Source organism: Sulfurimonas iocasae (assembly GCF_047716755.1).
Classification (GTDB): domain Bacteria; phylum Campylobacterota; class Campylobacteria; order Campylobacterales; family Sulfurimonadaceae; genus Sulfurimonas.
This window is the reverse complement of sequence record NZ_CP180409.1, coordinates 841,249-865,976: the sequence shown is the minus strand read 5'-3', so window position 1 is coordinate 865,976 and position 24,728 is coordinate 841,249. Positions and strand designations below refer to the sequence as shown.

Sequence of the window (24,728 nt, the reverse complement as noted above, 5' to 3'; positions counted from 1 at the left end):
TCACTCTGCTTCGAAAGAAGCAAGCTTCAGTCGCCCGAGCGGCGTAAGCGATCAGATATGGACTTGTTCATATCTGAATTAAATAGTTAATTCTTCGCGAAATATCTCTCAATACCATTTGCTAAGCCTAAAGCAATCGTTTTTCTATACTTAGAATTTACTAGTCTTTTTGCTTCTGATGGATGAGATATAAAACCAACTTCAACTAAAACTGCTGGCATCTGAGCTCCAACAAGAACCCAAAAAGGACCTTCTCTAACTCCACCATCTTTTACTTTATACTTTTTATTCAAAGAACCCAACATTCCTCTTTGCAGATCTATTGCCAATTTATTAGATGCTACTATTTTATGACTATTCAAAAAATTTAAAAAGGTATTTTTACCATATCTATTCATTTCACTTAAATCTGCTGAGTTCTCTTTTGCAGCAACTCTTTCAGCTCGTTTTGAACGCGATGGAGATAAAAAGTAACACTCAATTCCATGAACTTTATTTGCATTTTTTCTACCAACGGCATTTGCATGGATACTTACAAATATGTCAGCTTTTTTCTTATTTGCTAAAGCTGTTCTTTTACTTAGTTTAACAAACTTATCTCTATCTCTTGTCATATGAACTTTATATCCACGAGCACGAAGTATTTTTTTTAACTCCTGTGAAATCTTATATACTATAACCTTTTCTCTATAGTTTCTATACCCAACAGCACCGGGATCTTTCCCACCATGTCCGGCATCTATTACTATTACTTTATTTCTGTCAGCTCTTTGAGGAGATATGGTCTTTGGAATATATTTATATTTATTTACTTGAGATTTAGATTTAGAAGTGGAGGATCTAATATTTATGACTAACTCTGTTGAGTCTTTTTTAAATCTAATATTTACTTTTTCACTGTTTTCAATTACTAGTCGTAAAGTATTAGTATCATATTGTCCAATTTTTATTCTATTTATACCTTTTTTTAAAAGATTTTGAGACTTTGTAAGCATAGAAGCATGAATATCAAAAACATACCTATATCTTGCATTCTTAGAATCATAGAGTGTAAAATAATTAATCTGATTATTTCTTAGTTTTTTGTCAAAATTTAAAACAAGTCTATCATTTTCCCATCTTACAGATTTTAGTTTATGAGATGATTGTACTTTAATATTTTTTGATTTAGATCTTTTTATTGATTTTGATTTTGGAGTATTATAAGAAGTTTTTGGTTTTATTTTTGATAGTTCATCTGAGTACTGTGATATATCTATATGGAGCTTATTACCACTTTTTACGATGCCTTTTAAAGCGCTGACTCTAAGCTTAGTGTCTTCTGCCATAATGGCACGAAGATAAAGATTTTTATAGTCATTATATGCACGAAACTGATTCGACTTTGAACCACTCTTCATAAAATTATCAGCTCGCTTTAAAAGCTCGCTATCACTTTGTGCATAGAGAGAAATAACAATAATAAAAAAGAGACTAAGAAGACGAATCATTCTTTGCTTATTCGCCTACCATCAATTTATTTATTAACTCTTTTACTGAGATAATTTCATCTAACTTATAGCCATTAGTTCCTGAGAAAAATAGACCTGTCTCAGTATTTCCTAAAAATGCATCACTTAATCTATCTGCTATACAAAAACCAACCGCTTTTGCTTCTTCACCTCGGTTACAAGGAGCTACACAGTTTGATATACATTTAATAGCAGGACCTTCTCTTTTATCAACTAAGTGAGTAAGGTTAGTAACCACCCCTTGAGCCGGATATCCAACAGGTGATCCCATAAGTTTAATATCTTCTTTTTTAGCATTGATAAGAATATTTTTAAAATTTATATGTGCATCACATTCATGAGTACCAATAAAACGAGTTCCCATTTGAACTCCAGATGCACCCAGAGATAGCATCTCTTCTATGTCTTTCTTATCCCAAACACCACCTGCAGCTATCACTGGGATATTGCCCCAAGTTGCCGCTTCTTCAACAACTGGACCAACAATATTTTCTAATTGGTTTTCTGGTAGTTTACACTGCTCATACGTAAAACCTTGATGCCCACCACTCTTAGGTCCTTCAACAACTACAGCATCTGGAATTCTATTATATCTTTTTTGCCATCTTTTACAGATGATTTTAAGAGCTTTAGCAGATGAAACAATAGGAACAAGTGCTACATCAGGATAACCTTCCGTAAACTCAGGCATATTTGTAGGAAGACCTGCACCTGTAATGATAATATCAATACCAGCTTCACAAGCATCTTTTACAACACGTCCATAATCATTTATAGCATAAAGAATATTCGCTGCTAATGGTTTATCCCCACATATTTTTCTTGCGTTTTCTACAATCTTATGTAAGCCCTCTGGAGAATAAAAATTTGCTTCACTTAGAGGTCTATCGGAAACGAGTTTTTTTGCATAAGCTTTATCTTCATAATAACCTGTACCAACGCTACTTATAACACCTAGTCCGCCCTCTTTTGACACAGTACCAGCTAGTTGGTCCCAACTAATACCAACACCCATACCACCTTGAACTATAGGCTTTTCTATTATATATTTTCCAATTTTCAACGACTTAAAACTCATCTAATTAACCTTTAATTTAGCAAACTTTCTTTTTCCAACTTGAAGTATATACTCACCACATGCAAGTTGTAATTGCATATCCGAAATCTTCTCTTGGTTTATTTTAACAGCACCTTGCTTAATATCTCTTCTTGCTTGCGAAGTAGATGGCTCAATGTTACAATCAACTAAGGCTTGAGCTATCCAAATCTCTCCATCACAATTATATTCATCTATCTCTGTTGGTACTTGACTTTTAGAGTGTATTTTATCAAACTCAGCTTTTGCAGCATGTGCGAGTTCTTGCGAATGATATCTAGCTGTAATTTCTATGGCTAAATCTTCTTTTACTTTTTTAGGGTGCATGGAACCATCAAGCACTCCATTTTTAATAGCGGCTATTTCATCTAAAGGTTTTGTACTAAGAAGTAAATAAAATCTCCACATCAAGTCATCTGATATACTAAGAATTTTTCCAAACATATCATTTGGTTCATCAGCTACACCAACATAATTATTTAAAGACTTACTCATCTTCTGCACACCATCTAAACCTTCTAAAATAGGCATCATTAAGACAGCTTGTTGTTTTTTTATATCATAAGTCTTTTGAAGTTGTCTTCCCATCAGAAGATTAAACTTCTGGTCTGTCCCACCTATCTCAATATCACTTTTAAGATAAACACTGTCATAACCTTGAAGCAGTGGATACATAAACTCACTAACGGCAATAGGAGCATTCGAAGCATATCTTTTTGAGAAGTCATCACGCTCTAGCATTCTTGCAACTGTAAGAGTAGAAGCAAGTTCTAGCATACCTAATGCACCTAGTGGTTCTAACCAGTCATTGTTATAAACTATCTCTGTCTTACTCTCATCCAAAATCTTAAAAGCTTGTGTAGTATAACTAGCGATATTCTTTTTAATATCTTCTTGACTTAAAACTTTACGTGTAGCACTCTTACCGGTTGGATCACCGATAGTAGCAGTGAAGTCACCTATAAGAAACTGCACAGTTGCACCGTATTTTTGAAATGTTGCAAGTTTTTGCAGAAGTACTGTGTGTCCAAGGTGTAGGTCTGGAGCTGTTGGATCAAAACCAGCTTTTACAGTATATGTTTTTCCCTCTTCAAAATATGCTTTTAATAACTTTTCAATTCTTTCATTGTCAATTATTTCAGCACTTCCCCTATTTATTTCTCTTAAAGCTTCTTGTAACATAACTATAACCACACCTTTGTAATTTTTAAATATTCTGGCTCACAGAGCCTAGCTTCAGTGACCTCAGCGGTCCAAGCGCAGTAAAATGGACTTTGTTCATTTTGCGCAACTAATTTAACGATAAGCATCGTCTGTTCGGATGAGATGTATAACTTTTATTTTTTGTTCCATTTTAGCACGAAGTGAGTTAATATCGGCTTCTTTTGACTCAAATTCAAGCTCACAATACCTCGATGTCTCGCTTTTGTTTTTTCCTAATTCTATAGAATTTATGTCTATATTTAACTTTACTAGAAAGTTTAAAAAATCTGCTAAAGTACCTTTTCCACTAGGAAGAGAAACTATTACATTATAGTTATAAATATTTTGTTTTTCCCATCTTACAAATAGCATTGATTCATTTTTTTCTAATTTCTTAATAGCACTTTTACACATTTTATGATGAATATGAGCTTTACCTTTTTCTAAAAATGCTACTATCTCATCACCAGACTTTGGATGACAACAATAGTCAAAAACAATGTCACTTATATGTGAAGTACTATATATTTCTGTACCTCTAATATTATATCTCTTTAGCTTAAATCTATGTCGAGAAAGAAATCTTTTAAATCTAGAATTTTTACTTATCTCAATTGTATACCTATGCATTACATCACGTAAGTGCTCTATATCTACAGGTATAGAAGCTCTCTTTTCACAGTTGTGTCTATCAAACCACTCTTCAACTCTTGAATGGTTTAGATTCATTGCAGTAGCAACAATATTTACACTAGACTTTGCATTGATATCTCTAACTCTTGCATTACAGTTAAATCTCATATTTGTTTTTGCTTTAGATGTTTTTACAGCATCTATCCAAGAACACCTTGTAATAATCTCGTCGGATGAATTAATCTTAACAATATCACCATTATGCAACTCACTTAGAAGTGGTGTTTTCATTTTATTAACAAGTGCAGATTTTGCCGTGTTACCCACTTCTGTATGAACAGCATATGCAAAGTCTAAAACAACTGCGCCACGAGGGAGAGTAAAAGCTTCTCCTCTTGGAGAAAATACAGCTATATCTTCAGAATACAAATCATTTTTTATAAGTGCATAAAAATCTTCAACAGATTCATTTTGATAGCCTAAGTTATTTAACCAATCTAGCTTGATGTTATTTCCGCCACTTTTATATTTCCAGTGTGCAGCAACTCCAAGTTCAGCAGTTTTATGCATATCAAAAGTTCTGATTTGTACTTCAAATATTGCAGTATTATAAAATACAGTGGTATGAATAGTTTGGTAACCATTATCTTTTGCAACAGCTATATAGTCTTTAAATCTTGAAGAGAGTGGTTGAAAATGCAGATGAATCAGACCTAAAATATTGTAACATTTTACAGGATCAGTAGTTAAAATTCTTATAGCTAAAAGGTCTAAAACTTCATCTATTGAGACACCTTTTCTCTGCATCTTCAAGTAGATGGAGTAACGGTGTTTTACACGTGAAAGTATCTCAAAATCATCTTCACAAAAACCATTTTTAGATAGAAGTTTATGTATAGACTCTTTAAACTCCTCCAATTTCATCTCTATCGCATGGTAGTTCGTATCAAGATAGTTATCTATATGATGTTTCTCTTCTTTAAAAAGATATGAGAAACTCAAATCTTCTAATATGTTTTTCAAAAAAGAGATACCTAGACGGTGAGCAATTGGAGCGTATACAACAAGTGTCTCTTCAGCAATTCTAACTTGTTTATGTTCTGCAAGAGCATCTAAAGTAAGCATATTGTGAAGTCTGTCACAAAGTTTTACTACTAATACTCTTACATCTTCAATACTTGCAAGAAGCATCTTTCTAAATGAAAGTGCTGAGACGACTAGTTTTTCATTAGAGCTTGAAGGAATAAGCTCAGAATCTCTAATACTATCAATTTTAGTTAGTCCCTCAACTAAATGAGAAACATCAGAGCCAAAGACCTCTGTTATCTTTTCAATAGTTATATCTGTATCTTCAACAACATCATGCAATAGAGCTGCAATTGCCATAGACTCATCATCTGTAATAGTTGAAACAATACTTGCTACTAAGATTGGATGTATTATATAGGGTTGTCCGCTCTTTCTAAACTGATCAGTATGTGCAGCTTTAGAATATTCAAGAGCTTCACGAAGTTTATCACTTGGGGTAATCTGTGAAAAAAGATATTCTTGTGCTGAGTCAACATCATGTATATGTTTGACTTTTTCTATATCTACTTGACTCAGACTCAAGCTATTACTTCTCTAAGTCTACAAAACCTTTAACTTTTACAAGGCCTTGTGCAATCTCCATTAAAGCTAAATCTGCTGCTTTAATACTTTTAGGGTCTATATTTAATTTACTTGTTGCACCATTTAAAAGTTCATCACTTCTTTTTGCTACTGCAAGTGCTAACTGATAATTATCCATATTTGGGTTATCATTTAAAACTTTTGCTGTTAATTCTTCAACTTTCATTATACTCATGTCCTTAATTTTATTTTATAAAATGAAGGAAAACCTTCATCTGTTTTCACACAGTATCGGAAATAATCCCGCTACCTACGCTAACGCTTGGTTTAACTCGGAGTGAAACCTATTGTATATCATACCCTTTTGGTACTTGTGCAACTTAACGTTAATGGTTTACTATTTTACTATTGAGCAATTTTTCATATTGCCATTTAAGATGTCTAAAAGATTACCTTTTATAGACATGTCACACACAATAATTGGTAATGAGTTATCTTTTGCAAGTGCAATTGATGTATCATCCATAACTTTAATGTGATCGCTGAGAGCTTGCTCATAAGTTAACTCTGATAATTTCACAGCATCACTAAACTTAGCAGGGTCTTTATCGTAAACACCATCTACTTTAGTAGCTTTAATAATCACCTCAGCACCTATTTCTACAGCTCTAAGTGTCGCAGCCGTATCTGTAGTAAAAAATGGGTTACCAGTTCCTGCTGCAAAAATCACAACACGACCCTTTTCTAAGTGACGAACTGCACGACGGTTAATATACGGCTCTGCAATCTGTTCCATTTTTATAGCTGTTTGCATTCTAACTTGTAGTCCCGCATGTTCACAAGCTTCTTGCATGGCAACACCATTGATTACAGTCGCTAACATTCCCATGTAGTCAGCAGAAGTTCTTTTAATAATTCCATCTTGTGCTGCAGTTACACCACGAATAATATTTCCACCACCAATAACGATACCGACTTCAATACCGGCATTGACCAGTGTCTTAATCTCCTGAGAGATATAGTTTAAAATCTGTGTGTCAATTCCATGACCTGCTTCACCTGCAAGTGCTTCACCTGAAAACTTAACCAATACTCGTTTGTTAGCCATGATACACCTTTTTATTAAATCCGCGAATTATACTTAAATATGTCTTTAAAATTACTTTGAAAGAATTCAGTCATATCTTTTACTATTATACTAAGCGATTAAACCTTCGGCTTTCATCAGGAGACTATGGATATTAATGGAGTTATTTCAGAAAATACTACTGCTCTGTTTTGCTCTTTAGTATCTAAAATCAACTCTAACATTTGGGCTATACTCTCATCCACACTAGGTACTAATTTTCGTATATCTTCTAATTTTTCATTTTTAAGGACATTTGTAAACTTATCATACGCAGAGTATGGCTCTTTTTTTGAGAGTGCATAATATAGTCTTCGACCTAACTCAAATACTTCAAACTCTTCATTTTTACCTGTAGTTGTTTTAGTACTAAATCCAAACTCTATATCTATATTTTTTTCTCTAAGATAAGCTCCTAATTTCATCATAAAACCTATATTTGCTACTGTATATTGTTGTAATACTCTTTCATTAAATTCCTCGAAGTTCTCTGTTGATGCTCTATGTTTTTTATACTCAAGCATTAGTGTCTCTACATAGAAGTTAGCATATCTTAATGGTGCAGATTTAAATACGGTATGACCTTCAACACCTTCACCTATTAACTTCCCTCCAAGGGAGATATTTACACCACCCTCAGCTTCACCGTTTACTTTTACTTTACAACCCTCAAAACCAATATCACCAAGGCCGTGAATACCGCAACCTTTCACGCAAGCAGACCAGTACATTCTAACTCGTCCTTTTTCTAATGGAACTTTTTCATCTAAATATGTAGCCATATTTATTGCATCATTTTTATTTTCAATCACACCAAAGGGACAATGTTCAGTCCCTGCACATGCTATAAGATTGTTAAAATAAGGAGTGTTTACGCTTTTATAAGTATGGAAAAACTCTTCTTTAAGCATAGAGGAAACATCTTTAACACCTAAAATATAAAGACTCTGTTGCATGTCAAAGCGTATCTCCTTATTTCCATAAGTCTCACTAAGATTTGCAACTTCTATTATGCCACTGCCAGAAAATATACCGGAGGGAACCACGACATGAACCCCAAAAGAGCTATCACGAAGTTGTACTTTTCCTTGATCTGAATCATTAAAATCCATCTTTGTCATTGTTTCACCGGCTGTTGTAAAATCAATTCCTGCATTCTCTCTTATGGCACTTGAAATCTCGCTCATTCCAACTGCCTCTATAAGAAAATGAAATCTGTTTTTATTTCGGTTGTCTCTAAATCCAAACCTTTTAAATATATCTGTAATAGATTCAAAAGCTTTTAAAACTTCCTCATCATTAGCTAGAAATATATCTGCACTCTTAGCAGTCTTTCCGACTTTGCCACCAAGGTACAAATTGTAACCATAACAACCATCTTTTTGAGCCAAAACAAAACAGCAGTCGTGTCCAAAAACATTACATCTGTTTGAGAGTGAACCTGTAATAGCCGTGTTAAATTTTCTTGGAAGAGTTGATATCCACTCTGGTGAGTAAAGAAAAGTCTTTTGAAGTCTTAGCAGTAAATCATACGAAGGAAGTACATTGTCAAAGGCAAGAGCATCTAGAGGATCTGTCATTATATTTCTAAAGTTATCTACACCTGTTTGAAAAGAGTCAATACCAACATCTTTAAGTCTTTGCAAAATAGTTGGAATGTCTTTTATGTCTAAATATCTAAGTTCACATTGAGCCCTTGTTGTAAGGTCTATATAGTCTTGTCCATGCTTCAGGGCACACTCACCAATCACTCTGGCTTGAGCAGAATTTAGATAGCCTCCAGGGATACGAAGTTTAATCATAAATCGCTCTGGTGTGGCAGGTCTATCATAGATGCCAAAACATTTTAAAAAGTATTTCTTATCCTCATCAGGGATAGAATCATAACCATCTCTAGCATACTCTTGAATCTTCTCAAAAGCCTCTATAGGATTTTTAAGCTCTTTCATTATTTCAATTTTATTGACTTTTTTACTTCTTGATTTATAAGCTTTTTGTAGTGCTTGCATATTAAAGCTCCAATATTAATTATATTTATAATATTAACTACTTTTTAAGCACTATATATTGATTATATGATTATGTTTTATACAATAGATAATAGCAAGGTGATGAAAATGATAGTTTTAAAAAGATTAATCACTTACATTGAATTAAAAATTAATATCATTTATAGGGTATGTTAAGTAAATTGTGACATAATTTGATAACTAAATTAAAAAGAATAATATGAATGTAGCAATAGTAGGACTTGGACTAATGGGTGGCTCACTTGCACTGAGTCTAAAAAAGTTAGATTTTGTTGATAAAATAGTGGGAAATGATCACAATATTGAGCACCAAAAACAGGCTTTAGAGCTTGGTTTGGTTAGTGAAATAGTAGATTTTAAAGAAGTTAAAAACTATGATGTAATCTTTTTAGCCATCCCCGTTGATGGTGTAATTTCTGCACTTAAGAGTTTAATAGATATTGATAAGAATACTACAATTATTGACCTAGGAAGTACAAAGTCTAAAATAGTCTCTTCTATTCCCTCGTCTATAAGAAAAAACTTTATTGCAGCACATCCAATGACAGGTACAGAGAACTTTGGTCCTCAAGCTGCAATTGAAGGTCTATATGATGACCAAGTGGTAGTTTTATGTGACATAGAAGACAGCGGAAAAGTTCAACAAGAAGTCAGTAGAAAAATATTTAAAGCTCTTAAGATGAGAAAATACTTTATGGGTGCGAATGAGCATGATCGCCATGCTGCTTTTATCTCACATATGCCTCACGCTATATCTTATTCTATTGCTAACACTGTTATGAAGCAAGAAAACAAACACAATATTTTAGCTCTTGCTGCCGGTGGTTTTCGTTCTATGAGTAGACTTGCAAAAAGTTCACCAAATATGTGGGAAGATATTTTTAGACAAAATAAAACAAACCTTCTTGAAGCTATAGACCTTTTTGAGGGTGAACTTAAAGTTTTAAAGAAAAGCATAGAAAATGATGAATGGGATGAAGTAAATAAAATTATGAACGATGGTTATAAACTTCACGATATTTTAGACTAATAAAATAATTAAGTCTTAATGTAAAATATAGATTTTGTACCTTTTGCCAAACCTTGACTCTCTAGAATTACATTTCCACCAAGGATTTTTGCCATTTTTCTACTAAGAGAAAGCCCTAATCCTGTCCCTTTATGCTGTTTTTGCATGACATTCTCTACTTGAGTAAAATCGTTAAAGAGTCCTTTTATATGCTCTTTAGATATTCCAATACCAGTATCAGTTATACATACAGTTATATTATCATCTTCATTATATAGCTCCATTTTAACATAACCTGTCTCTGTAAATTTTATGGCATTAGACAAAAGATTTATAACTATTTGCTTAAACATTTTAGTATCAGTTTTATACTTATCATTTTTAAAATTCTTAGTTAAAATTTCAAATTTCAAATCTTTATCATCTGCTAATGGTTTAAGCATCTCATAGCTACTTTGCACAAGAGAAATGATATCTGTATCTTCTAAACGTGCTTCCATTTTTCCAGCTTCAATTTTTGCAATATCAAGTATCTCATTTATCATTCCCAAAAGGTACTGAGCTGATGATTCTATATTTGATACAGTATCTTGTTGGTCATCATTTAATTCTTCATACACTATCATATACTGAGCAAATCCTATAATTGCATTTAAAGGTGTTCGAAGTTCATGAGACATATTTGAGATAAATGCTGATTTAGCTTTTGAAGCTGACATAGTCTTCTCTATAAGTCTGATTCTCTCTAGTTGAAGTGTAATCATGGCAGCAATCGAATAGTAGAATTTTTTTTCATTATTATCTGTAAAATTATCTATTCCAAGTTTAATAGAACCAAAATATTTCTTATTATCATTTTCAAAGTCTGTTACGTAAAGTGCTATTGAATCTTTATTATCTGCTTCTATTTCTTCTTTTTGAAAGTATAAGTTATCTATATTTGTTAGTTTTTTTATCTGTTGTATTGATATATCTATGCACTCGTTTTCAGTTTTTGTCTGAATAATAGTATTGAAAATTTCTATTAATTGAATGAACCTTTTTAATCTCAATTTATTCTCTTCTTCTAAATCTTGAAGTGCAGATGAAGTTGTTTTTAACATATCATTAAAAGAGTAAGTTAGCATAGCTATTTCATCTTTAGCATTAACCTTTAACTGAGCAGAATAGTTATGCGTCTTAGTTATATTATCTGTTATGGATGTTAAATCTTCTATAGGCTTTACTATATCTTTTGAATATTTTAAAGAAACATAGATAATGAGAACAAAAATAATTACTGATATATAAAGCATAAAACGAATAAAATCATATAGAAATGCTAAAGCTACACTCTTATCTACCGCATATACAATATACCAATCGTCTAAATAAGAGAAAAATTTCTTATAAACAATTAAATAATCGTTTTTTATTACACTATCTTTATCTTTTAGTAAGTCTAATTTTATAGATATATTATCACCTATAAAAAGATTGTTTTTTGGATTTACAATATATGAGTGAATGCTATTTTGATGAGTTAAATAAATATCTAAATTATCTAAATTATATTCTAGCAATAAAAATCCAAGCTCTTTTGTTTCATCAAATGAACTATAAATTTTTGAGTAAATATATAATCTTTTATTTTCAAAAAACTCTCCACTATCATTTTTTATAAGCTTATTTAACTTGTATTTTTTAAACAGTTCTTCTTTTTTAGAAGATGCAATAATTATAGAGTCCATGTTTATTGCCATAAGTGATATATCTAAGTTTAAGTCATTATACTTTTGAATCAGTAATCTCGAAATTCTTTTATCAATATCTTCAGCTAAAAGATCATCCATTAAATCAAGTGAACTTAAGAACTTCACCTCTTTTGTTAAAGAGTCTAAATGGTTTCGTATCAATCTCATTACGACTTGTGTTCTATCAAACTGTTCAACTACAATTTTATTAACTATTTTTGCTTCACTCAAAAATATTGTGTATATCAACAGTGTTATAAATGGTAAAAAACCAATACCTATAAAAGTTACTAAAAGTTTATTTCTCAAAGACTTTTTAATAAAATCAAACATCCTGAAGTCTTTGTCTTATATCTAATATTTCATCTAAACTACTCATAAATAATTCAACAACTTTTGGGTTAAAATGTGAACCTGAATCCCTATTAATAATTTCAAGGGTTGTCTTAAGAGAAAAGGCTTTTTTATATGGTCTCTCACTAAGTAAAGCATCAAAAACGTCTACAACAGCTACAATAGCCCCACTAAGCGGAATTTCATCACCACTAAGAGCTCTTGGATAACCACTTCCATCATATTTTTCATGATGAGTATATGCTATCTCAGATGCCAGTTTTAAAAGAGGAGTCTCTTTTTCTGATAGTATTAAATATCCTATATAAGCATGTTCTTTCATTCTTGAAAATTCATCATCATCTAGTTTGCCTGGTTTCAATAAAATATTATCTTCTATACCAATCTTTCCTATATCATGCATTGGAGAAGCAAGTTTAATAAGTTCAACTTGATCTTCACTCCAGCCAAATTTCTTGGCTATTAAAGCAGAAATTTCGCCAACTCTCACAGTATGTGCAGAAGTCTCATTGTCTCTAAATTCAGCAGTTTTACCTAAAATAGAGACAATGTCTCTTTCACTTTTTTGTATTTCTAAAAGTGCTTTATGAAGCTCTTTAGTTTTTTCTTTAACTTGAAATTCTAGAAGTGATTTATGGTCTTTAAGCATATTTTGATATATACCTATTTTTATAGCATTTTTAATTCTTAATCTAAACTCAATAATATCAAAAGGTTTTGTTAAATATTCATCAGCACCAAGTTCTAGACCTCTTGTTATTGATGATTTATCTGATATAGCCGAAATTATTATAAGTGGAATTGCTGAGAGTTCCTCATTGGCTTTTATAATTTTTGTAGCTTCATATCCATCCATTAACGGCATCATTAAGTCCATCAAAATTAAATCAACTCTATTAGTTTTTAAAATTTCAATCGCTTCTATTCCATTCTTAGCTTCTATCACACTAAAATTTTCTTTCATTAGTATCTTAGAAGCCACTTTTCTATTCATTAATTCATCATCACATAATAATACAACAGCCATCAATCACTCCATTTATATATAACTTTTAGATTATCATCAACACTTTTTATATTTATATATCCAATACTACCATCAACTTTTTTTAAAAAAGATTTTATGCTATCTTCTGATTTCATTGTTAGTGGTGGTCTATGACCTAAATAATGCTGCTTAATCCAGTATGCTTTTAGTCTTTTAAAACTCATATGTAGAATCTCTTTCTCAAACTTTTGTCTTATACTATTTCTAGCTTCTAGATTAATTGGCACAATAGTTAAATTATCTATAAAAGTTTTTTTCTTTAAAAACACAGCCCTAATTTGACTAACAGATAAATTACTCATTTTTTTATTAGTTACAACAGCATACTCATCAGCTAATGTTATAACAGAACAAAGTATTATTAATACAACTATTTGAGTAATTCGTTTCATTAAAACAGTACCGAAAATGAAAATAAAAATTGATTCTGTTTTGATATAGAGTGGAATTGATACTCTGTTTTAATAGCAACAGGATATAGAGGTCTATATGTATATCCAAATATTGCTAAATTATCATTTGTGTTTGTGCTGGCATCATCATACGATTCTACTCTTACAACTCCTAAATGTTCTTCTGTAAAACGATATACTCCCTGTATATATCCGGCAAAATTAGTTGTAAATTCATCTTGAGATTTTTGTGAGCCCATTTCTGTTAAAATTTGGAATTTTTCTGATTCGTATTTAGATGAAATTAAAAAGTAGTATAAATCATCTGGTATTTCATCCATAGTTTTATGAAAATATCCACTATTAAACTTAAGTGTGAAATCATCTATTTCATATGAAATGCCAAATCCATAGTGTTTGTCAATTTTATAATTGTTATATTCGTCGTCTATATCTTCATTGTTTTGTAGCATCACATCTATTTTAAACTCTCCTCTATCATAAGAAGAGTATGCAGTACTAATCCCTGTTGTAAATTTTGGAAAAAGTATACTCGAACTAACGGGATTCGAAGTTGTTTCTCTTAGTACATTTACAGGAAGTAAATTCCAAAATCCAATTGAAGAATTATATTTACCAACTCTAAGCATATAATTTTCATTAAAATTGTAATCTATATAAACTCTTTCTGCATGAAGTTTTGAGTCTTTTTTAATCTCTACAGTATCATTTTTATGAGTTTCTACATAGAATTCTTTAAACTCTAATTCAAGCATATATGATAGTTTTTCATAACTACCATAACCTAAAATTGCTAGATCATCTACTCTATATCTATTTTCACCATCTAAATTACGATAATCAACTGAAAAATAACCACCTAAGTAAAATGGTAAAGAACCAACTTGTACACCTTTACCCAGTTGATATTCATCTTGAGCGTGCAAGGATAAGATTAAAAGACATACAATTAGTATCTTATTCATTAATAACTCCATTTAGGTTAACGTTATAATAGCATAGTATCATATAGGGGACATTCCAAAGTACTATAGCATTAGCAATACTTGTTGTTAGTAAAAAAATAGTTATTGAAGTAAAAAATTTCATAAAATCCCATTTGTGTTGTATAAAGAGAATTATAAAATATGAAAATGAAGATATTATGAAGATTTATTTAATTTGTATCCAATACCTCTGACATTTTTGATAAAATCTTTTTTATTCAATTTTTTTCTTATATTTTTTATATGTACATCTATAATATTACTATGTTTAATTGAGTAGTTATCCTTATTTATATATTCATTTAGTTGATATCTAGTTAGGATAGTATCCTGATTTTTCATAAATAATTCAAGTAAATCAAATTCTGTTAAAGTTAAATTAATGAGAATATCATCAACAAAAACTTCATGTGTAGCAATATTTAATACTATTCCTGAGATATTAATAATAGAAGATTTTTCTTTTGAATCTTTTCGTAGTAAAACCCTTATACGTGCTAAAAGTTCAACATGTGAATATGGTTTACATAAATAATCATCAGCACCAGAATCAAGCACTACCACAAGATCATCAACTTCAGAATTAGCTGAAAGCATTAAAATAGGAGTATTTACTTGAAGTTTTCTCAATTTTTTTATTAAACTCAGACCATCACCGTCACCTAAATTCCAGTCTAATAATATTATTGAATAAGTATTTTTATCTAGAAATTCATTAGCCTCAAAATACCCAGATGCCAAATCACAACTATATTTTTCACTTTTTAAAAGTTTATTAAGTTGTTCTGCACTTAATTTATCATCTTCAACTATTAATACATTCAATTATACTCTCCATATTGTCTATTGGATATTATACTTTTTAATTATCTCTTTTAATAGCTTTTTATCTATCTCAATCTTAGAATCTGAGTAAATATTTTTCTCTAAAATATCTACGATGCTTTGTACTTGTGTATCATCTCTATATGGAAACAATTTGACTAACAATGTTTTAGGGTCTTTAATAGAGACGCTTTTTTCTTTCTTTAAAAACTTCCATGGTTTTAACAACATGACTAATATACCCGAAAATAATCCAAATATAAAAATCACAATAATCCAATAACTCTTCAGTGGACTAGCTTCCATTACAACTTTTGGTACCTCTTTTTCTTCTCTTTTTATAGTAAGTTCTTCTTTGGGTTTTGCATTCTTTACTTTTATGCTAATCTCGTTTGTGGAAATAGTCTTAATCTCTTTTGTTCTTGGATTAAAGTATTTTAAAACAAATGGTTTTATAACAAAATCATTCTCCGCTACAAAAGCTATTTTTTGAGTTAATTTATTGCCATTTATGACTATTTTTTCATCAAAAATATTAACACCTTCAATATAAGGCTTAAAACTTTTAATATCTTCTAAATTACCATTTCCGATAACCTCTATGGTAAGATTTAGAGCTTCATTTGGATTTATTTCAGACTTATCTGCAGTAGCCATTATACTAAAGTCACCTACGAGATTAACACCTTTAGGAAGTGGTTTTACATCAAGAGTCAACTCATTTGAGTAGTAAGTTCTCCACTTGATTTGTGGTATCCATGCACCCCAGTTATCACGAGAATGTGCTCTAGATGCTATTCGCATCTGCGCCTTAGATATATTTAGTTTTCCAACTCTTTGAGCCGCCATAGTGTAGATTACTTTTGAAACTGAATATTTCCCATCTTGGCTTCTTTTCGGTTCTGATTCGTTCTTAATCCAAAAACCTTTTAACTCAGGTGCTACAAACTTGCTATCAACAGCCTCAGCATCTGTTCTTTGTTTAAAAAGAAGAGTTACTTCAAACGGTTCACCAACAAAAACTTCTTTTTTTGGAGTCTCAAGTAACAAAATAAAATCAGAATCTTTATTTGCAATAACTTTACCAACCTTTATCTCAACAGAGTTACTTTTTTCAACCTTTGAATCTATCTCAACTTCTATGGGTTCTATAACACAACTCTTTTGAGGCATAAACTTATAGCTTAGTATGTTTTTTCTAGATACATCTCCGTTTACTATCTCTATCGATGTTTGTGAACTTGTAGAGATAACATCAGTTCCACAAAGAGTTTGGATATTTGGTCTTTGAATATCTCCACCTGAAATATGCAAAGAATAAGTAACCATCTCACCGACTTCTATGCTAGTAGCATCTACGGTTGCTTTTACACTTGCTTCTACTGAGTATTGTATTAATAGTAAAAATAAAACTATATTACCAAGGTTTTTCATCACTAGTTTCCTTCATAGGTTTTTGCTCACCCAATTTATATAAATAACTATTCTTTTGTAAATTTAATTGATCTAACCATTTAGCTTCTTCAGCATCACTCATCTTCTCTTTAGATGAAGTTTGAGCTTTATTTTTTGAATCAGATTTTTTCTTTTCATCATTTTTATCAAGTTTTTCTAACTGCTCTTTTTTCTCTTTTTCATTTTTCTCATCTTTTTTATCCTCTGCATCTGAGTCTTTCTCTTTTTTAGATTTCATATCATCAGATTTTTGCTCTTTGTCTTTAGACTTTTTACTTTTTGAGCTATCTTCATCTTCTTTAGATTTCTCTTTTTTATCTGAGTTTTTATCCCCGTCTTTAGACTCACTTTTGTCGTCTTTATTTTTATCTTTTTTATTATTTTGCTTATCACTCTTTTTAGAGTTTTGTTTTTGTTTTTTTAGTAATTTTTTTACTTCTTCTAAATTTTCTCTAGTATCCTTATCTTCTTCTATCTTTAAGGACTTCTCATAAACTTCTACAGCCTTTTGAAGATTTTGTCCCTTTGCATAAGCATTACCCATATTAGAGAAGTTCTTTGCTCTTAGACTTTCATCATCAAAAGTTGCTTTCTCGTACAAGTTCACAGCTTCTTCATATTTTTTTTGTTTATAAAGAGAATTTCCTGCGTTAAAGTAACTCTCACCTTTTTTAGACTCCTCTGCATACTTTTCATATAGTTTTGCAGACTTTTCATATTGCTCTGATTTATAAGCTTCTTTTGCCTCACTTAAATCCATAAAGTCTAAGATGTCAGCCCTAAGGTTTACAGATGCAAACATAAATAAACAAAGAATTAAAAGTGAAGGAAGCTCAACTCGAACTCTTTTACTCATAGAACTAGTAGCAATAAGTAAAAGAAAAAGAGCAATTCCTACAGGAAAGTAAAAAAGAGGAATATATTTATGTATCTCTTCACTCTTTAACTCTTTTTCTTTTGAGATGCTTTTTATCTCTGCTAACATCGTATCGATGTCAGAAGTAGAGGTTGTGTTTTGAATATATACACCACCACTCGAAGTTGCTAGTTCTGCTATATTCTCATTTAGTTTTGAGACTAGTATCTTTCCATGTTGCTTGATGAAATTTCCATCTTTAAGCTTTATAGGAGCACCTTTTGTCGTACCTATTCCCAAAATGAAGACAACTATATTATTTTTTTGTGCCAGTGCTATCTCATCTTTGAAATCATCAGAATCTCCACCATCACTAAAAATAAGAAGATATTTTTCACCTTCACTCTTTTGTGATTTTGAAAAGACATCCAAGATAGAGAGAAAATCTGTTCCCTTTTGAGTTATGGAGGTAGTATCTAGTTGAGTTAATAAAAAACTTACTGCACTTGTATCAAAACTAAGTGGTGATACAAGGTATGAGTTTTTTGCAAAAGCCATAATACCTATACGCTCATTAGGAGATTTAGATAGTAGAGTAAAAGCTTTTTGTTTTGCTAACTCTAAGCGATTTGGATAGACATCTTCGGCTAACATTGAGTCTGATATATCAAGGGCTATCATGATATCTGCACTCTTTGCTTTTACTGTAACCACTCCATCGTCAATAACAGGTTGAGCAAGTGCAATAATGATAAAAAATCCAATCATTAAAAAGAGTGCATTTCTGGCACGAAGAGTCAGATTGTTTGCACTTACTCTAAGCTTGTCCATAACCTCTTTAGAGAAAAAATGAGCTTGAGTCTCTTTTTGAGTAAGAAGAAGTCCAAATAGTATAAAAAGAGGTGGCAACATGTAGTATAAAAATTCTGGATGTAAAAAACTCATGCATACCCCCTTTTATTTCTCAAATACACATAAAGCATTAGAGATAGTAAAGAGACAAAAAGAGGATAAACATAGTAATATTTTAAATGCGAAAATGTTTCAGCTTTTATCTCTGACTTTTCTAGAGCATCTATCTCTTTATAAACTTCTTGAAGTTCAGTTGCACTTGCTGCTCCAAAAGCCTTTCCGCCTGTTCTCTCAGCTATTTTTTTTAAAACTTGAATATTGTATTCATGAGGCATTCCAATACCAATAGGATAAACTTTTATTTTCTCTTTAGCTGCCATATCAAGAGCAACATCAAATGGTATTCTATCTATTTCGGGAGTACTAAAACCATCTGTCAGCAAAATTGCCACCTTGCTTTTAGACTTACTCATCTTCAATAGGTTAACACCTTGTGCTAAAGATGTATAAAGAGCTGTATATTTTCCAGCCATCCCTATATAGAGTTGTGAAACAATTTTATTCAAAATATTTTCATCATAAGTTAGAGGTGAGGCAATAAATGAGTATGCTCCGAACACTACCAAACCTATATTGTCATTTGATCTGTCTTTTATGAAGTTGCCAACAATATCTTTAACAACATCAAACCTTGTAAGCTGAGGATTTTTAACATCAAAACCCTGTGCTTGCATAGACTGAGATGCGTCTAGAATAAGTGCTATTTCATAACCATCTTTTGGTTCAAGCTCGTATGGCTCATCTTTTACAGGTGACATTAATGCGAGGATAAGCATTATGATTCCCAGCCACTTTAAAACAAAAAGCAGTTTAGATGCAGAAACAGAATTTTTCATAAACTGAGCAGTATGAGGAAAGTAAAGAGATGGAAGTTTCATCTTACATAGTGAGGCACAGGCTATGAAAAAAAAGATTACAAACAAAAGTTTTGGGAACTCAAAATAAAGTCCGTCAAACATCAATCATGCCTTTATAAACTTCTATATAGCCTATTACTTCACTATCAAACTCATCAACTTCTTTTTTGTACTTATAAGCTTCAAGTCTCTGAGCTATATTATCGTACATCTCAGAGTGTCTCTGTGAATCATTCCTAAAAGTCAGACCAAGAGAAGTAATAGTATATGCTGCGTTTTTTGTATCACTGAAATCTAGTGAATTTATAATTTTAAAATGTTCTGCTCTAATGTTAAAAGCATTTCTTGCCTTTATCCATTTGTATATAAGATAGCTGATTCCTAAGATAATTAAAAGAACAACTAAGCTTATTCCTAAAAAAATATAGAGAGAATACTCTTGAATGTCTACTATAGGCTTTATATCATGCAGTGGTATGTCAAAACTTTTGTTTATATCTTGCATTTACCTACCCTCAAACAGTCTACGTAACTCTACACTGGCCACGCTATGAGTATATATTTTTGTAAATCTAATCTGATGTTTTCTAAATGTATCATATAGTTTATGGTCATGCACTGCAACTTTTTTAGCATAGGCTTCTACGCTTGAAGAGTTAAAATCTCCCTCTAAAGCTGCCCCACTCTCAGGATCAACCAGAGATGCAAAGCCCATTTTTGGTGGTTTCTCTTCAAGTATATCTCTAACCACAATAGCTACAACTTCATGTTTTCTAGCAAGTAGTTTAAAGTCTGGAATCTCAAAAAAATCTCCGATGACCAAGATGAGTGATTTTCTTCTTAATCGTTTATACAGAGTGTCTGCGATAACTTTAAAGTCAACTTTTTGATTTAATGCATTAAAGTCTAAAATCTCAGCGGTACTCTTTTGAATCTGATGAAGTTTTTTACTCGGTTTTGAGTTTGATATCATAGAATCTGTAAATATATATGAACTTAACAAGTCACCATTTTTCAGTGTTGAAAAGCTCAGGAGTGCAGATATTTCGGCGATTATTTCTTGTTTGAACTTCTTAGAGCCAAAGTGAACACTTCCGTTTAAAACTGATACAAGAACAACATTTAGCTCTCTCTCTTCACGAAAGATCTTAATAAAGGGCTTTTGCATCTTGGCCGTGATATTCCAGTCGATATGACGGATATCATCGCCTGCCATATACTCACGCAGTTCAATAAAGTCATAACCCTCACCCTGAAAGATTGAAGGATTGTTTCCGACCATTTCGCTAAAGACTTGTCGTCTTGCTCGAACTAGGATTTTTTGAAGTTTACTCACAAAGGCAGCCTATGGGATTGCTACGGTTTCTAAAACTTTTTGTATTATCTCATCAGTTGTAATGCCCTCAGCCTCAGCTTCGTAAGTCAGAACAATACGGTGACGCATAATCTCTTTTGCGATGTAAGCCACATCAACAGGAGTTACAAAGTCTTTGCCTCGCAAATAAGCCATTGCTTTTACAGCTTTAAACATATCTATACTTACACGTGGAGATGCACCAAACTGGATAAAATCTTTTAACTCTTCAAGTCCATACTCACTTGGATTTCTTGTTGCATTTACAAGCTCGATGATATACTCTTCAACCTCAGAATCTATATGAACATTTTGTATAGCTTTTTTCAACTCTTCTAAATCTTCATGAGTTATAACCGGCTCTATTTTCTCAAACTTTCCACTCGATATTCGTCTTGCAATCTCAAGCTCTTCATCTTTTGTATTGTAATCAACTACAATCTTTAGCATAAATCTATCTAGTTGAGCTTCTGGAAGCTGATAAACACCTTCTTGTTCAACTGGATTTTGAGTAGCCATAACAAAAAATGGAGGATCAAGTTTAAATGTTGCGTCTCCTAAAGTAACCTGCTTCTCCTGCATAACTTCCAGTAGAGCTGATTGTACTTTTGCAGGAGCACGGTTAATCTCATCTGCTAAAAGAAGGTTTGTAAAGATTGGACCTTTTTTGATTTTAAAGCTGTTATTTTGCGGATCATAAATCTCTGCACCAAGTATATCTGAAGGTAAAAGGTCAGGAGTAAACTGAGCCCTTTTAAAGTTTAGTCCTAGTGATTTTGCAAGTGCATTAACTGTTGTAGTCTTAGCAAGTCCGGGAACACCCTCTATAAGTATATGTCCCTCACACAAAAGTGCGACAAGAAGACCGTCTATCATCTTATCTTGTCCCACAACTACTTTAGCAACTTCTTTTTTTATCGTTTGTATCTTAGAAATCATGCGCAAATGACCTTATGTTTAATCTGATGTAAGTATATCTAAGAGGGGTTAATGATTGCTAAATTCACAGCTTCATTCCACCTTTTTAAAAACTCTTCTCTATTATGCGTCTTACACCCAAGTTTTTGTTTGTAATTCATATGAGAATGTCCTAAATTCCAAAAAAGAAAACCATTTTCCTGCAAAAACTTTGCCAATAAGACAAGTTGCAAGTTTCCATAATTATTATACTTCTTTTCCCTTGAGCTAAAACCACTTAAACTGGTATATGTTTTGCCGATAATGTAACCTACTTCACCGGCGATTAATTCACTGGAATCTTTACAAATTATCTCAATAGAGATTATCTGAAAATTTATATTTTCACTATTATATAGATTTTTTAGCAGTTGCAGATACTCTTCTTTTAACCAATTATATTTATGCTGAGTCGAGATTTTAGCAAGTACCTCATCAAACATGGAATTTAGACTAAATGTGTAAGCATTCTCATTTATTAGTTTTTTGACTTTTTTTGAAATATGAAGATCTTTAAAATCTAAAATAGCATAATCAAATTGCAGTTCTGGAAGCAAAACCAAGCCAGCCTTGGTATCGTATGTTGTACTTATAAAACCAGCTTCCGCCAACTCTATATAAAAATCCTCAGACCACTCATCACTCCAGTAATAGCTGTTTTGCATATCTGTGCAGATGTGTTCAAAATAGAGTCTGTCTTTTAATCTGTCTGATGTCAGATAGTATATTTGAGGCTGTTTATACATAGTCTGTCTAAAGAGACAAGCCTATAACTTTTTCTATCCCGTCTTTTTCCACTAAGGCATGCAGTTTCATTGCCACATTCTCTTTAGCATCTGAGTACCCATGTGTAGATTGACCATCGATATTTAGCTTGTTACTCCCTATAATGGTTCCCTTATAATCTTTTACTTCTATAGATATAGCCGCACGAGCCAAAATAAATCCATAAGCATTGGCTTTTTTAATTTTTGAATTTATTTTTATTATCAGATGAGTACTTAACTCCTCTTTTTGAGTTAAAATCTGCAGTTTTTTTGCACTTAAACCACTGCTGATTACGGGCTCTAAGTCTTTTGCATCTTTATTACTCTCTATACTAAAGCTGATACTTGATAGAATTTTTTCATAATCATTGTTGACACCCTGAAGTTTTTCAACATAATCAACAGAATCAAAACTGTTTTGAAGTGCATTCATAATAATCAGTGTATTTGGAGTATCTACAAGCAAATTTTTAGCATCTTTACAAACTCTGAACTTCTCAATTATATTGTTCGACAAATTATTTTCTCCTCGCTCTATAATCAAAAACTTTTGGTCTAACTCTTTTTTTAAACTATCAAATAGTTTCTTCTTATCAGACTCTATTAAAACAAGATGTCGATTAAAAGAGAACTCTTTTGATTGAAGAAGCTTATAGTTACTGACTTTTATCTTCTTAACACTACTGCGGATTTCACTACTTGTAGTTTGTTCATATGCATCAATATCACCACTATTTTCAACTACTTTAGAGTCAAACTCAGATGCTATGGATACACCAAGAGTTGAGACCATCATGTTTAGAGCATCTTTTATTGCTTCTTCTCTATTTTTACCCTCACCTGTCGCGTAAAGCATTGTTGAAGTGCTTTTTTGCGGATTGCTAAACCAAGATGGAAGCTCTTGTTTTTTGGCAACTATTCGTTTTTGAGTTGAACAACCGGAAACAAAAAGTAGGACTAGCGTGAGTATTGTTATAAATATTTTCATCATTAATTACCTTTGTAGCTGTTCTTTTGTCTTGTTATGTTTGTGAATAAGTCTATCTATTCTAAGAGATGCTAAACTTATCTCTTCTACCGGTTCACCCATTAAATAATCTGCTTTTTTATAGTAACTTTTAGCTTCATTATACTTTCCTTGTGCCTCTTTTACAACACCGAGGTTGTAAAAAGCAACATAACTCTGTTGATCTGTAGAGTCTATCAACTCAACAAGAAATCTCTGGGCTTTATCATATCTACCCTGCTCAATATAGGCTAAAGAGAGTTCTAAAAGCTTCTCTTGCTCATCTGTATAATCAAGGTCCCCATCTTCAAGCAGTGCCACTTTAAAATAACTATAGTGTGGTGTCATTTTATAGGTAAAACTATTTGCTATCGAAGAAGCCAACTCTTGTGCCGCCACTGCTCTTGAAGGAAGAGTTTTACTGTCATCACTACAGTGTCTCCACTCTTTTGACTTCGATAGTGTATCGGCATAGATTATGTCTCCTTTTTCAACATCAACCATCTTTAACTCTGCACTAAGGCTAACCTCTCTCTTTAAACAGTTAACACTATACTTAATTGACTCTTTGCACTTTTTATCTGCACATTTTGTTCTATTTTCGCTGTAACTACTATCTTTTAATAAAACATTACTTACATCTCCTGAGATAATTGCCTCAGCTCCTATAATACGCCCCGCTTCAACAACTGTTGATGTCTCTACTAAACCACTGTTTTGTATCTTCTGCTCTTTTATTATTTTTTCAAAATCTCTTCTACTGACTACTGTAAAGTAGTTTTTATCATCTATCTTCTGGCTTGCTAAAGATAGCTCAATCTTACTAGAGAGTCCTACTCTGTCATTATTAAACATTGCTACTGAAATCTTTTTTGTACTTGCCGCTCGGTCAATCTCTGCTGGTTCTAGTGAGCGTACTTTAACTTTTTGTGCACAAGCACTCAGTAAAATTATTGTAAGTGCAAATAATACAGTGTTTTTCATAT

22 protein-coding genes are annotated in these 24,728 nt (G+C 31.9%); 1 reads left to right on the top strand and 21 read right to left on the bottom strand.

Annotated elements, in window-relative coordinates; genetic code table 11:
- Positions 1 to 86 precede the first annotated feature (86 nt).
- The 7 genes from ACLHDE_RS04395 to ACLHDE_RS04365 all read right to left on the bottom strand — a co-directional run bounded on the left by ACLHDE_RS04395 (position 87) and on the right by ACLHDE_RS04365 (position 9,189).
- Positions 87 to 1,490 carry an N-acetylmuramoyl-L-alanine amidase gene (locus ACLHDE_RS04395; protein ID WP_415397992.1) on the bottom strand — a complete coding sequence of 468 codons (1,404 nt, stop codon included), beginning with the start codon at positions 1,488 to 1,490 and terminating at the stop codon, positions 87 to 89.
- A 7-nt stretch (positions 1,491 to 1,497) separates the two neighbouring features.
- The gene (locus ACLHDE_RS04390; RefSeq protein ID WP_415397991.1) at positions 1,498 to 2,589 is read right to left on the bottom strand and encodes a nitronate monooxygenase; all 1,092 of its coding nucleotides are present in this window, start codon (positions 2,587 to 2,589) and stop codon (positions 1,498 to 1,500) included.
- Complete coding sequence (tyrS, locus tag ACLHDE_RS04385) at positions 2,590 to 3,789, bottom strand: tyrosine--tRNA ligase (RefSeq protein ID WP_415397990.1); 1,200 nt, start codon at positions 3,787 to 3,789, stop codon at positions 2,590 to 2,592.
- A 114-nt stretch (positions 3,790 to 3,903) separates the two neighbouring features.
- Entirely contained in the window at positions 3,904 to 6,054 is a 2,151-nt protein-coding gene (locus ACLHDE_RS04380; RefSeq protein WP_415397989.1) for a RelA/SpoT family protein, read from the bottom strand.
- A gap of 4 nt (positions 6,055 to 6,058) precedes the next feature.
- On the bottom strand, positions 6,059 to 6,280 hold the full coding sequence (locus ACLHDE_RS04375; protein ID WP_415397988.1) for a DNA-directed RNA polymerase subunit omega: 222 nt from the start codon (positions 6,278 to 6,280) through the stop codon (positions 6,059 to 6,061).
- A gap of 171 nt (positions 6,281 to 6,451) precedes the next feature.
- Positions 6,452 to 7,162, bottom strand: coding sequence for a UMP kinase (pyrH, locus tag ACLHDE_RS04370; protein WP_415397987.1), 711 nt, complete (start codon positions 7,160 to 7,162; stop codon positions 6,452 to 6,454).
- Between the two features lie 116 nt (positions 7,163 to 7,278).
- On the bottom strand, positions 7,279 to 9,189 hold the full coding sequence (locus tag ACLHDE_RS04365) for a ferredoxin--nitrite reductase (protein ID WP_415397986.1): 1,911 nt from the start codon (positions 9,187 to 9,189) through the stop codon (positions 7,279 to 7,281).
- 220 nt (positions 9,190 to 9,409) lie between these two features.
- Between ACLHDE_RS04365 and ACLHDE_RS04360 the strand changes: the two genes are divergently transcribed.
- Entirely contained in the window at positions 9,410 to 10,240 is an 831-nt protein-coding gene (locus tag ACLHDE_RS04360) for a prephenate dehydrogenase (RefSeq protein ID WP_415397985.1), read from the top strand.
- 8 nt (positions 10,241 to 10,248) lie between these two features.
- On the opposite strand, the gene ACLHDE_RS04355 is transcribed toward ACLHDE_RS04360, so the two are convergent.
- The 14 genes from ACLHDE_RS04355 to ACLHDE_RS04290 all read right to left on the bottom strand — a co-directional run bounded on the left by ACLHDE_RS04355 (position 10,249) and on the right by ACLHDE_RS04290 (position 24,726).
- Complete coding sequence (locus tag ACLHDE_RS04355) at positions 10,249 to 12,285, bottom strand: ATP-binding protein (RefSeq protein WP_415397984.1); 2,037 nt, start codon at positions 12,283 to 12,285, stop codon at positions 10,249 to 10,251.
- Positions 12,278 to 13,333 (bottom strand): HD domain-containing phosphohydrolase, encoded by a 1,056-nt coding sequence (locus ACLHDE_RS04350; protein WP_415397983.1) that lies wholly within the window; start codon positions 13,331 to 13,333, stop codon positions 12,278 to 12,280. The genes ACLHDE_RS04355 and ACLHDE_RS04350 overlap by 8 nt, the downstream gene beginning before the upstream one ends.
- Positions 13,333 to 13,746, bottom strand: coding sequence for a hypothetical protein (locus ACLHDE_RS04345; protein WP_415397982.1), 414 nt, complete (start codon positions 13,744 to 13,746; stop codon positions 13,333 to 13,335). The genes ACLHDE_RS04350 and ACLHDE_RS04345 overlap by 1 nt, the downstream gene beginning before the upstream one ends.
- On the bottom strand, positions 13,746 to 14,732 hold the full coding sequence (locus tag ACLHDE_RS04340) for a hypothetical protein (protein WP_415397981.1): 987 nt from the start codon (positions 14,730 to 14,732) through the stop codon (positions 13,746 to 13,748). Before ACLHDE_RS04340 ends, ACLHDE_RS04345 begins: the two co-directional genes overlap by 1 nt.
- 177 nt (positions 14,733 to 14,909) lie before the next feature.
- Positions 14,910 to 15,578 (bottom strand): response regulator transcription factor, encoded by a 669-nt coding sequence (locus ACLHDE_RS04335; protein ID WP_415397980.1) that lies wholly within the window; start codon positions 15,576 to 15,578, stop codon positions 14,910 to 14,912.
- An 18-nt stretch (positions 15,579 to 15,596) separates the two neighbouring features.
- Positions 15,597 to 17,012 (bottom strand): BatD family protein, encoded by a 1,416-nt coding sequence (locus ACLHDE_RS04330; protein WP_415397979.1) that lies wholly within the window; start codon positions 17,010 to 17,012, stop codon positions 15,597 to 15,599.
- Positions 16,996 to 18,834 carry a VWA domain-containing protein gene (locus tag ACLHDE_RS04325; RefSeq protein WP_415397978.1) on the bottom strand — a complete coding sequence of 613 codons (1,839 nt, stop codon included), beginning with the start codon at positions 18,832 to 18,834 and terminating at the stop codon, positions 16,996 to 16,998. Before ACLHDE_RS04325 ends, ACLHDE_RS04330 begins: the two co-directional genes overlap by 17 nt.
- Positions 18,831 to 19,760 carry a VWA domain-containing protein gene (locus ACLHDE_RS04320; protein ID WP_415397977.1) on the bottom strand — a complete coding sequence of 310 codons (930 nt, stop codon included), beginning with the start codon at positions 19,758 to 19,760 and terminating at the stop codon, positions 18,831 to 18,833. Before ACLHDE_RS04320 ends, ACLHDE_RS04325 begins: the two co-directional genes overlap by 4 nt.
- Positions 19,753 to 20,163: a hypothetical protein gene (locus ACLHDE_RS04315; RefSeq protein ID WP_415397976.1), complete on the bottom strand. Its 411-nt coding sequence runs from the start codon at positions 20,161 to 20,163 to the stop codon at positions 19,753 to 19,755. Before ACLHDE_RS04315 ends, ACLHDE_RS04320 begins: the two co-directional genes overlap by 8 nt.
- Positions 20,164 to 20,994 (bottom strand): DUF58 domain-containing protein, encoded by an 831-nt coding sequence (locus tag ACLHDE_RS04310; RefSeq protein ID WP_415397975.1) that lies wholly within the window; start codon positions 20,992 to 20,994, stop codon positions 20,164 to 20,166.
- 9 nt (positions 20,995 to 21,003) lie between these two features.
- Positions 21,004 to 21,951, bottom strand: a complete 948-nt coding sequence (locus ACLHDE_RS04305) for an AAA family ATPase (protein ID WP_415397974.1) — start codon at positions 21,949 to 21,951, stop codon at positions 21,004 to 21,006.
- A gap of 38 nt (positions 21,952 to 21,989) precedes the next feature.
- On the bottom strand, positions 21,990 to 22,715 hold the full coding sequence (locus ACLHDE_RS04300; RefSeq protein WP_415397973.1) for a hypothetical protein: 726 nt from the start codon (positions 22,713 to 22,715) through the stop codon (positions 21,990 to 21,992).
- A 7-nt stretch (positions 22,716 to 22,722) separates the two neighbouring features.
- On the bottom strand, positions 22,723 to 23,727 hold the full coding sequence (locus tag ACLHDE_RS04295; RefSeq protein WP_415397972.1) for an LPP20 family lipoprotein: 1,005 nt from the start codon (positions 23,725 to 23,727) through the stop codon (positions 22,723 to 22,725).
- Between the two features lie 3 nt (positions 23,728 to 23,730).
- On the bottom strand, positions 23,731 to 24,726 hold the full coding sequence (locus tag ACLHDE_RS04290; RefSeq protein WP_415397971.1) for a CsgG/HfaB family protein: 996 nt from the start codon (positions 24,724 to 24,726) through the stop codon (positions 23,731 to 23,733).
- Positions 24,727 to 24,728: the final 2 nt, after the last annotated feature.

Coding starts and splice junctions, on each gene's coding strand:
- ACLHDE_RS04390 (WP_415397991.1), bottom strand. CDS start 2,589: ATGAGTTTTAAGTCGTTGAAAATTGGAAAATATATAATAGAAAAGCCT.
- ACLHDE_RS04395 (WP_415397992.1), bottom strand. CDS start 1,490: ATGATTCGTCTTCTTAGTCTCTTTTTTATTATTGTTATTTCTCTCTAT.
- ACLHDE_RS04375 (WP_415397988.1), bottom strand. CDS start 6,280: ATGAAAGTTGAAGAATTAACAGCAAAAGTTTTAAATGATAACCCAAAT.
- ACLHDE_RS04340 (WP_415397981.1), bottom strand. CDS start 14,732: ATGAATAAGATACTAATTGTATGTCTTTTAATCTTATCCTTGCACGCT.
- ACLHDE_RS04345 (WP_415397982.1), bottom strand. CDS start 13,746: ATGAAACGAATTACTCAAATAGTTGTATTAATAATACTTTGTTCTGTT.
- ACLHDE_RS04360 (WP_415397985.1), top strand. CDS start 9,410: ATGAATGTAGCAATAGTAGGACTTGGACTAATGGGTGGCTCACTTGCA.
- tyrS (WP_415397990.1), bottom strand. CDS start 3,789: ATGTTACAAGAAGCTTTAAGAGAAATAAATAGGGGAAGTGCTGAAATA.
- ACLHDE_RS04290 (WP_415397971.1), bottom strand. CDS start 24,726: ATGAAAAACACTGTATTATTTGCACTTACAATAATTTTACTGAGTGCT.
- ACLHDE_RS04295 (WP_415397972.1), bottom strand. CDS start 23,727: ATGATGAAAATATTTATAACAATACTCACGCTAGTCCTACTTTTTGTT.
- ACLHDE_RS04315 (WP_415397976.1), bottom strand. CDS start 20,163: ATGCAAGATATAAACAAAAGTTTTGACATACCACTGCATGATATAAAG.
- pyrH (WP_415397987.1), bottom strand. CDS start 7,162: ATGGCTAACAAACGAGTATTGGTTAAGTTTTCAGGTGAAGCACTTGCA.
- ACLHDE_RS04350 (WP_415397983.1), bottom strand. CDS start 13,333: ATGGCTGTTGTATTATTATGTGATGATGAATTAATGAATAGAAAAGTG.
- ACLHDE_RS04300 (WP_415397973.1), bottom strand. CDS start 22,715: ATGTATAAACAGCCTCAAATATACTATCTGACATCAGACAGATTAAAA.
- ACLHDE_RS04325 (WP_415397978.1), bottom strand. CDS start 18,834: ATGAGTTTTTTACATCCAGAATTTTTATACTACATGTTGCCACCTCTT.
- ACLHDE_RS04355 (WP_415397984.1), bottom strand. CDS start 12,285: ATGTTTGATTTTATTAAAAAGTCTTTGAGAAATAAACTTTTAGTAACT.
- ACLHDE_RS04365 (WP_415397986.1), bottom strand. CDS start 9,189: ATGCAAGCACTACAAAAAGCTTATAAATCAAGAAGTAAAAAAGTCAAT.
- ACLHDE_RS04305 (WP_415397974.1), bottom strand. CDS start 21,951: ATGATTTCTAAGATACAAACGATAAAAAAAGAAGTTGCTAAAGTAGTT.
- ACLHDE_RS04330 (WP_415397979.1), bottom strand. CDS start 17,012: ATGAAAAACCTTGGTAATATAGTTTTATTTTTACTATTAATACAATAC.
- ACLHDE_RS04320 (WP_415397977.1), bottom strand. CDS start 19,760: ATGTTTGACGGACTTTATTTTGAGTTCCCAAAACTTTTGTTTGTAATC.